This window comes from Pantoea sp. USMM079 (assembly GCF_037153115.1).
GTDB lineage: Bacteria > Pseudomonadota > Gammaproteobacteria > Enterobacterales > Enterobacteriaceae > Pantoea > Pantoea communis.
Map to the genome: position 1 here is coordinate 92,347 of NZ_JBBCKX010000017.1, position 11,904 is coordinate 104,250.

Below are 11,904 nucleotides of genomic sequence, written 5' to 3' on the forward strand. Positions count from 1 at the left end.
TGCACTGCTGGCTGTTTCTCAGAACCGCATTTTCACGCCGAGAGAAGCAGAGATGTTTGCTTCTACATGGGCATCACCGCCACTGCTCCATGCCCTTCCAACCTCTGTGTAGGCCTGCACTTTTTTGCTGACAGCCCAGGTCGCACCCATAGCGGCTTCTGTCATGTTGTACTGCTGGTCGGCATATAGGGTCGTTGTACCCGCGTTGTTCGCCGTGTTGGCAAATTTAACCTTATCTTCCCCGTTGCTGAGCATCGTCCAGTAATTGATGCGCACATAGGGTTTGACCTGGCCATAGTCTGTGTCGTAATCGGCTGTAACCCTTGCGCCGATGCGACCAATCAGTGCCCCATCAGGATTAACATCCACGCGTGTTTTAGAGACACTATCGAGGGTAACGCTGTCGAAATCACTGTATTGATAAATCAGCTGTGCCTGAGGCTCAATTTTAAGGGCGCTGTCGCCCAGTTGCCAGGGCCTGCCGATCTCTACTGAAGCTGCAAACGAGTTGCCGTCAGGATGAACCGTTTCCCTGCTGAGTCCGTTTTTTAGATCCACAGCGTGATAACCGTACTGCAGCACGTTATCAACGTAGAAGCCGCTTTCATCGGTCCAGGTGGCGTACCCACCGATATAAGTTGAGAACGTCGAATTATAGGCGAGACTGTTGATGTCACCATTTTTGCCCGAAATCGATGTGTCGTTATCGAGGAAGGTGCCATAAATGCCGGCCCGCCACTGGGCATCCTGATACAGGTCTCCCCCCACCTGCATGCCGTTGTAATTGGATGAGGTACGGCTTTGCAGCGGATCGTTGATTTGCTGATCAACGGACTTGACCAGATATCGCATCCAGAAACGACTCTGTTGATCCTCGGCAACGTCTGCACGCCAGGGTTGCTCATCCCCCACGCGCTGATGCAGCGTACCTAGCACCGCTAAGTCAGCCTGGCGTATGATGGCGCCCAACGTATCGAAACCAGGAACGTCAGGGCGATAGCCAGCACGCAGGAACCAGTCCTCCCCTGCGCCTTCTGCATTACCCGCAAACAACTGGTATTGGTAAGCACCTGATAACAGGACATCAGCGCCAATGGTAAAGGCATCTTTAGTTGTCTGTGCGGTGGTGGTACCGCCGTTGAGGGCTTCCACCACCATGATGCCATCGCCCTCGGTCGGTTCGCCTAGCTGGCTGACGTCGATGTCTAACAGTGTACGTCCGCTCGCGGTCCCTCCATCAATGACCAGCCTGTCGGCGACACCTGGGCTGTGTTGCTGTGCCGCAATTTTCAGTGTCCCGTTACTGCCCACATAATTGCCGGTGACGGTGAGCGTTGACCCCACATCCCCACCGCGCAGATTGACTGTTCCCTGATTCAGCAGGCTGGCGACACGCTGGTTGTACCCGCCCGTATCGAGGGTGGCGTTCTGACTCACCACATGTGTCGATGCAGCACTGAAGGTATTTTCAGCCGCCGCCTGCAACGTGCCCTGTTCAACCAGCGTCAGGCCACTCCAGCTGTTCGCGCCCGCCAGCCGGGCAATACCGGTTCCTTGCTGCCACACCTGGCCTGTACCCGAAATGTCTCCTGCCAGCGTGAAGGTATCAACGCGATCCAGCGCCAGCGTACCCTGGTTATCAATATTGCCCACCAGATTGCCGCTACTGCCTGCATTACCCAGCTGCAAAACCCCGTCACTGATATGGGTGGTTCCCTGATAAACGTTATCGCCTGACAAGGTCAGCGTGCCGCTTCCACGCTTGGTTAACTCACCCTCGCCCGAGATGACATTGCTCAGGCCGGCATTGAATGCCTGGGTATCAATCGTGCCGCCCTCCTCAACAAGAGTGACACGCCGATCGCTGCTGAAGCCTTGGGTGTAACGTAGCGTACCGCCAGCCAGGGTAATGCCACCTTCACTGGCACCTAAATTGGTGTCCTCAGACACCTGCACGGCTCCCGCGCTGATCACTGTGCCACCGCTATAACGGTTATTGCCGTTAAGCTGTAGCGTGCCGAGGTCGGTTTTGTGCAGTGCACCGCTACCGACCAGCGAGGCGTTGATTGTGGCGAGATAGTCTACGCCAGACGATGTGCCATCACCGACCCGAATCTGCGTGTCATCTGCCGTCAGGGTCAGATCATCCCCGTTCAGCACGTAGCCGTCGCGGGTAAATTGCGCACCGGTTATGCCCACAGCACCCAAAGAATTGTCGATAGTGACGTTACCTGCTTCACCGCCAAACACTGCGAAGGAGGCATTACTGTAAGGAGAGTTATAAAGGCCAGCGGGTGACGTCGTGTCAGTGGTCCAGTTGTCATTTCCTCTGCCGTTTTGCCAGACGCCATCGCCGCCTTCAATAATCCCATTGTCCTTCATCTCTCCTGAGCTGCCGCCGGTGCCATCCCAAAACCGCAGCTCAGTCCCTGCGTGATTGACCAGGTTGACCTGACCTGCGATTGATGTCTGCACATAGAGATCAGAAGCAGCCTGCGGTGCCGTTCCAATCACCAGTTGATTGTTGGTCAGCCCCCCGCTGTAATTCAGAACACGATAAACACCGACATCAAAAGTACCGCCACTGGTTTGGGTGATATTGAGCTGGCCATTAAGGTCCAGATCGCCATTAACATTGATTAAATCGTTGTAGGTTCCGCCAGAGGTGTAGGCCTCTCCGAACTGGTAATCCAGCTGAGATCCTTCATTCAGTCTCAGCGATCCCATTGTTAGCGTCCCGACACTGCCTATCTCCGATCCAGCAGCCAGTCGGCCACCGTTATCCACGATTACAGCACCGCCAATGGTGCCATTGCCCCCAAGGGTTGCACCAGTATTGACCGTGGTTTGTCCGGTGGCCGCCGATTGATCCCCATTGATCAGCAGCACGCCTTGCGATACCTGCGTTATTCCGGTGTAGATGTTGTTGGCAGTCAGCGTAAGGGTACCCGTTCCGGTTTTCGCCAGACTGCCGCCGTTGCCGCTGATAACGCCGCTGATGGTGTCATCGCGTCCCATGTTGCCTTCCTGCATTGTGGCCGAGCCCAGCACGACATTTCCCGCACCAGAAAGAGATCCAACGCTGGTTTGGTTACTCACTGAGGTGATATCGACGGTGGCGCCACTGGCATTGCTGATGGTGGCATTCTGTGCCTGAGCAGTATCGGCAAAGAGGGTCTGCCCACTGTTATTGATCTGGGCATTACCTGCATTCGCACCGTTGCTCAACTGCAGGACAGAAGTTGCGTCAGTATTGATGGTGGCATTTCCACCGTTGCTGTTATCAGCCAGCTGCATGCGCCCACCGCTGGTGAGATTAAACAGATGATCCTCGGCCAGCGATGCGTTGTTGAAATTGAGTTGTGCCTGATCGGCCACATTAATAGTGCTGTTCGTCCTGCCTAATGCGCCGGTGACATTGGCATCAACAACCAACAGCCCGTTGCCCGTTTTGCCCCGGATAGTCGTGTTGCCCTGATAAGGGTTGGTCTGATTCAGTGCCAGCGTGCCGGTTGCCGGTGTGGCAGAGGTATCAACAAGGGCTAAATCGCCCTCTCCCGCAATGACAGAATCCACCGTCAGCGTATGTCCGTTAGCATCAAATGTGCCGCCACCGGTGGTATCCAGGAACACATTCCGGTCCAGAGAAAAATCAGCACCGGCTTGCAGTGCACCTGCATTTTTCAAGGTTAGACTGGTCGCGGGGGCGCCCAGACTGGCGTTATCTGAAACCTGTAATGTCCCTCCCCAAACCTCGATCCCGGCAGAGAAATCGTTGATGCCATTGAGGATCAATCTTCCCGCATCAGTTTTCAGCAAACGTATGCGATTGGTGTCGAGCGCGTCCTGACGCAGGCTGGCGTTAATAGTTGTGGTGACATCACTCCCGCTTGCGCCATCACCAACGCGTATGACGTAGAAGGTGTCAGCGACCGATTCCCCTTGGCCCTGGTAAGTGTTAGTCGGCACTGGCACGCTTTCCGGGAAAGACTCGGTGACTGTGCTGATGTAATTGAGCGCAGAGGCGGGGTTGAGCTGATTAAGAACATAGTTATCGGCGGTGAACTGCATGCCTGAATTCACGACGCGGCCATTGATATTACTGATCTGGACTTCACCGCCCGTTCCCTGAAAGACGGCAAAGGCCGTCTGAGACCAGGGGGCATTGCCTACACCACTTGCCTGCGTCCAGTTGTTGGTATCGCCGGCAATATTGGCTTTCCATATCCCATCACCGCCGTCTACCTGACCATTACCTGTGGTCCCATCTCCGTGATTTGCCGTATCTTCGCCATCCCAGAACTGCAGTTCACTGGCAGGATCAACAAAATTCAGGATGAGGTTTACCTGGTTTGCGATATTAGTCTGAATGGCATACGTACCGCCGTTATTGGGTGGCAGACTATTGATGTCCAGCGTATTGTTGACCAGCGATCCAGCATAGTTAAACAGGCGGTAGACACCTGGCAGGAAGCTGCCGCCCGGCGTAAGTGCCACATCCAGCAAGCCATCCAGCAGTAAATTCCCTTTTACATTCACAAAGTCGTTCAGGCTGCCCCCGGGTGTATAGGCTTCCCCCAGTGAGAACTGACTGTTTGTCGTGGCGTTCAGGTTCAGATTGCCATTAATGGTCAGTGTACCCGTGCCGTTATCGCCGGGCGTCAGAACGGTATCATTAGCAAAGATGACATCCCCGCCAACAGTGCCGTTTCCCCCCAACGCAGAGAAAGCCGCAACATTGGTCAGCCCTGTGGCAGCAGACTGATCGCCGTTAATCAGTAACGTGCCCTGGTTTACTGTCGTGCTGCCTGCCCAGCTGTTATTGCCGCCGAGTCGCGTGAGCCCCGAACCGAGCTGTTGAAAATCGCCACTCCCTGAAATCACACCATTCAGCGTCACCTCATCGCTGCGGTTAACCGTCAGTAACCCGTTATCAATGATGCTGGTGCTGGTTGAGAGCCCACCAACGGTACCGCCATTGCCCAGGGACAGTTCGCTGCCGTCAATCAGGGTTGTACCGGTGTAACTGTTATTCCCCAGCAACACCGTGCTACCACCGCCGGTGCGCGTCATACCGCCGCTACCGCTGATAACGCCGCTGTATTGTTGATCTTCACTGCCATCGAAAACCAGCTGGCTGCCGGTACCTGAGGTAGCGACATCATAGTTGCGTATCGAGGCGTTGCCTGCGGTGTTGATGTTGTTGCCACTGCGCAGAATGGCGCCATTGTTTAGGTTAATATCGGGCGTACCCGACAACGACAGATCATCAAGTACTCTGACCTCTGCCGCATTGAGGGTCAGGCTGCTCCAGCCACTGCCAATATTGGTTCCTTTGCTCAAATCATCTGTAGCAAAGGAACCGACAGTTGCAGCCGTCGTGCCGTTGAATGACAGCGTGCTGTCGTTGCCACCCTCACTCAGAATATGGCGGGTGGTTGCCAGAGAGACGTTTCCGAGGGTGGCACTGTCAGCGCCATCGCTTCCGCTAAAATTGATCGCACCCGCAAAGGTGCCGCTGTTCCAGTTAAACTGATCGCTGCCGCTGCCAAGGATAATTTCACCCTGTGTATTTCCCCCATTGAGCGTGACATTATCGGCCCCGCTGCCGGTGAGGATTGCCAGCGCATTGCTGTCCGCTGCCTGAAGCGTACCACTGTTGGTCAGCGTGGTGTTGCCACTGCCTGATGCATCAATGACCGTAGCGTTACTACTGGCTGCACGGATGGTACCCGTGTTGGAAATTGTGCGATTCGTGGCGCTGCCATTGATGAGAATGAGTGAGTTGGCGTTAGTGGTGCCCACGCTGTTGATGGAGCCGCTGTTACTGAACTGACCGGCATTCTCCGCCAGTACGGTGCTTCCGGTATTACTGCTGGTTTCAATCTGCCCGCTATTGCTGACGCTGCTGGCGTTCGTTGCTGCAATAGCCGCACCGGCACTGCTACCCATAGTGATGTTGGCCCCGGAACTCACGCTACCATCCGTGTTTCCCAGGATACCGATACTGTCAGCTCCGCTGCCATTAATGGTATAGCCATTGCTAATCGTCAGATTTCCCGTAGTGGCATTGCCCGTGCTGTCCTCGAAAGCAAAGCCCTGTCCATTGCCGCTGACGTTCAGTACATTGCCGCTCCCCTGCGCATTAAAGGTCACGGCGGTGCGAATGGCCGGTCCATTGGAGGCATTAATGGTGACATTGTTGAGGTTGATATTGGCGGTGTTGGCGTTGTTATTAATGCCTGCACCGCTGTCTGCAATATCGATCGTGGTATTACTGGCCGTGAAGCTACTGGCACCATTGTCCATGCGGACGCCATCTGCACCGCCAGATGCGTTAATCTGATTTGCATTGCCATTCACCGTTAGAGCGGCACCACTGCCGGTGAGCTGGACGGCCGCCAGGCCGCCATTGGCGCTCACGCTGCCTAACCGGTCCACAATCGCGCCTGCGCCCTGTACCCGGATACCGACATTGCCACTGTTTACCACGCCACCGACGCTGATGGCATTGTTATTGGTCAGTACGCCACTGTTCTCAATATCAACGCCGATATTGTCATTACCCTGCACGCTAACGGGGGCATTCACTGTCGCACTCCCGCCATCATGCAGCCACAGTCCTTTACCTCCACTGCCATTTAAATTAATGCCATTGACACCATTTAAAACCAGATTCCCCGCATGCGAGATGTCGTAGCCGGTTATGCCACTCTGGCTGGACGATGTGGTGGTTGAAGCCGTTGAGGTGACGTTAGTCAGTCGTTGATCGCTGTCTAAAGTGCCATCAATATTGTAATTTCGGCCATCAATACGAACGGCAGTTGTATTGTCGTGGTCAAGCACGATACCGCCTTCGCTGATAGTGCCTGCCGCGCCGCCTGAAACCAGCACGCCTACCGCATTGTCACCGTTGACATGAATGGTGGCGGGTCCGGTAATGAGCGAGCTGGTAATATCGTCAGACTCATCTGCTGTACCGCGATCGTCAACCCCATTTGCAATAACCCCAATCGCACTGTTACCGCTGACGGTAAGCTGATATCCGCTACCGCTGCCATTATTGCCGTTAAACACGGCGCCGTTATCCACCGCAAACAACACGGAATTTGCCTGTCCATTATCATTGATGGTGGCGTTACTGATATTGATTTTTGCCAGATTACCCCAGGCGTAATATCCAATCTGATGGTCGTTTTCGAACGTCAGCGATGCCGCGTTGCCGATATCGATTTGGGCATTGCCTCGCGCGTGCACGCCAATCGCACCGGCTGACAACAAGCGGATCGTGGCCTGAAGGTCGACTTTCGCTGGCTGATTATTGAGTCCCTCGGCATAGACCGCGTAGTTTCTGTAGGTGTACACATTGCCGTCAGAACCACCGGTGTCGCCTGCACTTCCCACCGTGATATTGCTGGTTGCCGATGAGGTGACATTCGCAGCGGAATTTTGTGCCTGCAGATAAATGGCCACGTTGTTGTCACCATCAACGAAAATATTCCCGTTATTGGTGACGCTTCCCTGGTTATCGGCCACATACAGACCGTAGTTACTCGCCGCTGCGCCATTGACCAGTTTGCCCAGCACGTTGATGGAGCCGTTGTTTATCAGTGACCCCGTGGCACCGTTGGTGAAAATACCCACAGCATTGCGTGTGCTGTCACCGATGAAAATATTGCCATCGTTAAGGATGTTGCCACTGCTGGTGGAATAAATACCGGCGGTCAGCGCACTGCCGCCGGTTAAAGAGACAGAGGCTGGGACGGTGGTGTCTGTGACCGGCGCATATCCCAGATACAGGGTCCCCTGATTGATGACACTGGCGGCTTGCTCGGCATAAATAGCATATCCCGCGGCTTTCCCTGCGCTGTTTCGGCTGTTGCCTGTGAGAACCAAAGTGCCTGTGCTGGTGTTCGTGGCACTGCTGGTGCCTGATACTGACATGCCACGGGCATTGGCCGTTGTGTTATCTGTAATCGCAACATTGATATGACTATTGTTGGTCAGTGTGCTTTGCCCGAGGCCCTGCATCGCGATGCTGCCCGCGTTGCTGACGTTCTGATTGGTCCCGTCTTTTTCTAAAAACAGTCCGGCATTGAGGGTGCCATTGTTCACCGCAGTCGCGTTGGTGACCTGCATACCGATCGACGTCGGGCTGGCGCTGTCACTTCGCCAGTGGTTAATTGCCCCGGCATTAGTGAGTACCGCCCCTGCATCGCCACGCATCACTGCGCTTGCACCATCTACGGCAAGTGAGCCCGTACTGCTTACGGTGCCTGCGGCATTGTTTCCGGTCGCATAGATGACGTTCAAATCCCCTGTAGGCAAGGTCGCATTATTGCTGTGGGCAGCTTCGTCATCCCAGACATGATAAGTCAGGTTTATAGACGTCTGCTGCTGCTGATTCAGTAAGCCTGAGATGATGGCGTTGTAAACTGACTGAGCCTCAGGCGCGGAGTCAATAACCTCACCATTCACCGAAGCTCCGGCAGTCAGCCAGTACTGCACTTGCGGCTTACCTGCGTAAGCGTTTTGTCCTGTCAGGTAATCATTAACCTCAGCAATATCAGCTGAAGAGGTGATATTAAACGTCTTAGACCCCACCTGAAGCGCCCGCTGGCCGACCTGGACATAGTTAGGAATGGTCAGCGTGTAATCATATTGCGCACTCTGCGCAGAAACACTCTGGCTGTCCCCCGAGATAACGGAAGCCGGCCGGAAATGGATCAGATTATCTGACAACCAGTTGACCTGACTGGCAGCAGCCTCCGTCCCATCCGCTTTAGCCAGTACGCTATTTTTGGCCAGTAAATCCAGGGTGTTGGCGGGTGCCGAAATCGGGGTTGTGCCAGCGGTATCATCCCCCACATTGATATTCGCCGTTCCCCCTGCTGAGGCCACTGAAACGATGCCAAAATTGTTATAAATCCGGAAAGAGTCAGGGTCATACACTGAAAGCATCAGATTGCTTACAGGAGTATCGCCTGCAGAGACAAAGGTGGTTGAGTCATAAACGTTGATGACCTGATAGCTGCCTTCAAGGCCCGGAATTTCAACATTTAACTCCTGGTTTTGCTGAGGATTTGCGGGCGAAGGCGAGTACGTAAACTGATTGATATTATCAGCAGTAATGGGCGTGATGTTTCCCTGAGAGTCGGTGGCGGTAATGACTGTGATCCGTCCTGCTTCGGCGCCACTCCCCCCCGGTAAAGCGTCAGACACACTGACTGACGTGGCTGTACCATTGCTTCCCGCTGAAAATACCGGGAGCGGTCCAAGAATGTTGAGCGTCGTGCCAGGAGAAAAATGAGTGGGTAACGATTCATTGTCGATAGTAAACGCAGACCCAGTGGTTAAAACGGAGTCATAGTTAATTCCCTGATTATCAGGAAAACTGTAACTCGGGTACGCATCTGTCCATTGAATATCGTCTGCGTAAGCGAATCCTGTTGAAAGTATTACGAAAAGCAGTCCTGTTAACTTTATTGGAAGGTTTTTCTTATGTCCGGAGACTCGATGTCTTTTTGTGACTTCGGACACGGGTACAAAAACACTGCGTGACGCACTCCAGATAAGCCTATAAACAAAGTTCATAAACGCACCCGCCCATTAGTTTTCAACCGATTGTTTTCAAAGAAAAATCAAAGTTACAATTTGTACCAGCTCATAATAAAAAACTTACAATCAACATTAGTTCAAATATGAAAAGTGGCAGGTAAAATGTTTGTTTTATTTTTCAGGGGGAGTGACCACGGCGAGGGTATTATCATATGAAGAATATGCTGAATTTCATTCCTACAGTAATTTTCGGCACCAAAACATCAAGTATTTTGGGGGGGATAAGTTTCTACATAATGCTGATGCGTAGAGCATAAGCGTGTTAAAATCAAAAAAATATTCAGCTTTTTTTGATGTTAGTCTTAATTTAAATTAATTTGACTTTATTTTCAGTGGGTTACTGTAAATAATAAAATGTTTCGTTGATATTTAATTAGTTTAAATAAATACTTGGTTTGCTTCAGAGCACTATTGTCCTAATTAAGATGAAGAAATCATGATTGGGTTATCAGGTTGTTAATTTTAACAATTCGGAGTGTATAAATGAAAAATGTGATGATGAAAGCGATGATTCTGGCCGGTGCTGCCTTCGTAACGACCAGCGTGTTTGCGGCGCAGGAAATCAGTAAAGAAGAAGCTAAAAACTACACTGAAGTTGCCACCGTTTCGACATCGGGCACATTTACCGATCCAAAAGATGCTAAAGATGAGTTGTCAAAACTGGCAGATGAAAAAGGAGGAAAATACTACGTCATTACCTCTGCAAGGGTTGAAGGTAAGGTTCAGGGGACGGCCACAGTCTATAAGTGATTTTCGAACTGCCAGTTCATATGGCTGGCAGTACTCAATCAGCCAGGATGTCATTTCCACGTCATACCTAAACCCGCTGAAAATATACGTTCATCCAGCGTATCTCGTGTTCCTTCAACGATATTCCTGTGGTACCCAATATGAAACGTTGACCAGGAAGTCAGCGCATATCTTAGTCCAAGTTCTGCGTCCAAGGATATCACCCCTTCATTATCCAGAGAATGTCCGAGTTCACCATTACTGTATAGCGTCACGGTTTTATCGATCAGGAATCGCTGATAATCCCAGTGTATAGATGCACCTAAATGGCTGTCACGCTTGTCATCACTGTACCCATAACTGAAGGCGCCTCCTAAAAGTGATAATGAGAGAGCCCCGGTATCATCATCCCATAACTGATAGCCCGGGCCGGTGCCAATGAGCAGCTGTCGGGATAAATCTTCAACCCAGTCACGTTTATAACTGAGTCTTGACTGCCAGAAATATTGTTCCTCAAAAAGATAATCAATTGCATACCGGAAGCTGTAATTATCTGTATTAACACTGTCGTCCTCGACTTCGCGATTATAAGTTGCGGATATATCGTGCCTCCATTTTTCTTTCTTCAATTTTGTATTCAGTGAAAGGCTGTAGTCATCTGTTTTAGTTGAGGAATTTTTGAGATTGACGCCAGCATCAATATTTCCCAACCAGTCCCATTGATCAGTTCTCACTTCTGACTTCATGAACTCTTCTATTCGCTTGACAGAAACTATTTCCTTCTTATTGTCATGATTGATAACGACATACCCAGCGTTATAAGGGGAAACGGATACAGGATATTTTTCCTTGGTTTTGTTATTACCAATTGAAATCTGCGACTCACTCTCCATGGTGCTTACAGATGCCCATTTCATTTTTAAAAGACCAGCGTAGTCTGTCTTTAGCTCAAGTTCCCCATCACTCAGCGATTGAATCGTACCGCTCAATCGATCCCCATTGGTAAGCCAGAGCGTGTCGGCCTGAACAACACAGAGGGAAAGCGGTAAGTAAAAACACAAACAAACAGCACCATTTCTTATTGTTATACTCATGTTTATATTTCCCACAGTATTGGATTCCCACGGACGCCTTAGAAGATCCTTGCATCACACGGCCTCTTGAAATTCATCATGCATTCACATTTAACTGTAGTATATTTTAAGCATGTCTATTGAAATTACATGACCTCGGATTTGAGATAAAATGATTATAATCATTAAGTTAAGTCATGTGTTTTGAAAAATCATTTTCATATCTGTGTGAATGCATTTTAATGTTTAAACAGCATCGTTGACCAAAAGGCGGAGAGAATGAAATCTCTATATATTATCTGCACCTCAATATTAACATTATCATTCTGTTTTTATTCTCATGCGGAATCTGATCTTGGCTCATTAGGTTTACTGTCTGATGACCAGACTAAAAGTCCAATCCCTAAAGGAATAATAATAGGTGGCGCAGCGATATCTTCCCAGGCAAGGTATAATGAAAGCAGTAATGATAATTTAATCGTGC

General features: G+C 51.1%; 3 protein-coding genes and 2 pseudogenes. 2 read left to right on the forward strand and 3 right to left on the reverse strand.

Annotated elements, in window-relative coordinates; translation table 11 throughout:
- Window positions 1-18: 18 nt before the first annotated feature.
- Together WFP70_RS19095 and WFP70_RS26820 are read right to left on the reverse strand one after the other, a co-directional pair.
- Complete coding sequence (locus tag WFP70_RS19095) at window positions 19-9,222, reverse strand: autotransporter-associated beta strand repeat-containing protein (RefSeq protein ID WP_442956359.1); 9,204 nt, start codon at window positions 9,220-9,222, stop codon at window positions 19-21.
- 282 nt (window positions 9,223-9,504) lie between these two features.
- Window positions 9,505-9,594: pseudogene (locus WFP70_RS26820) on the reverse strand (ESPR-type extended signal peptide-containing protein); the annotation flags it as partial.
- 507 nt (window positions 9,595-10,101) lie between these two features.
- On the opposite strand from WFP70_RS26820, the gene WFP70_RS19100 reads away from it, so the two are divergent.
- Window positions 10,102-10,368 (forward strand): YdgH/BhsA/McbA-like domain containing protein, encoded by a 267-nt coding sequence (locus WFP70_RS19100; protein ID WP_283227523.1) that lies wholly within the window; start codon window positions 10,102-10,104, stop codon window positions 10,366-10,368.
- A gap of 50 nt (window positions 10,369-10,418) precedes the next feature.
- Here WFP70_RS19100 and WFP70_RS19105 read toward each other — a convergent pair whose 3' ends face one another.
- Window positions 10,419-11,441 carry a DUF481 domain-containing protein gene (locus WFP70_RS19105; RefSeq protein ID WP_337024082.1) on the reverse strand — a complete coding sequence of 341 codons (1,023 nt, stop codon included), beginning with the start codon at window positions 11,439-11,441 and terminating at the stop codon, window positions 10,419-10,421.
- A gap of 258 nt (window positions 11,442-11,699) precedes the next feature.
- Between WFP70_RS19105 and WFP70_RS19110 the strand changes: the two are divergent.
- Window positions 11,700-11,904, forward strand: a pseudogene (locus WFP70_RS19110) (MipA/OmpV family protein); the annotation flags it as partial.

Bases quoted from the DNA above. Each gene is read 5' to 3' on its own strand.
- WFP70_RS19100 (WP_283227523.1), top strand. From the start codon at position 10,102: ATGAAAAATGTGATGATGAAAGCGATGATTCTGGCCGGTGCTGCCTTC.
- WFP70_RS19105 (WP_337024082.1), bottom strand. From the start codon at position 11,441: ATGAGTATAACAATAAGAAATGGTGCTGTTTGTTTGTGTTTTTACTTA.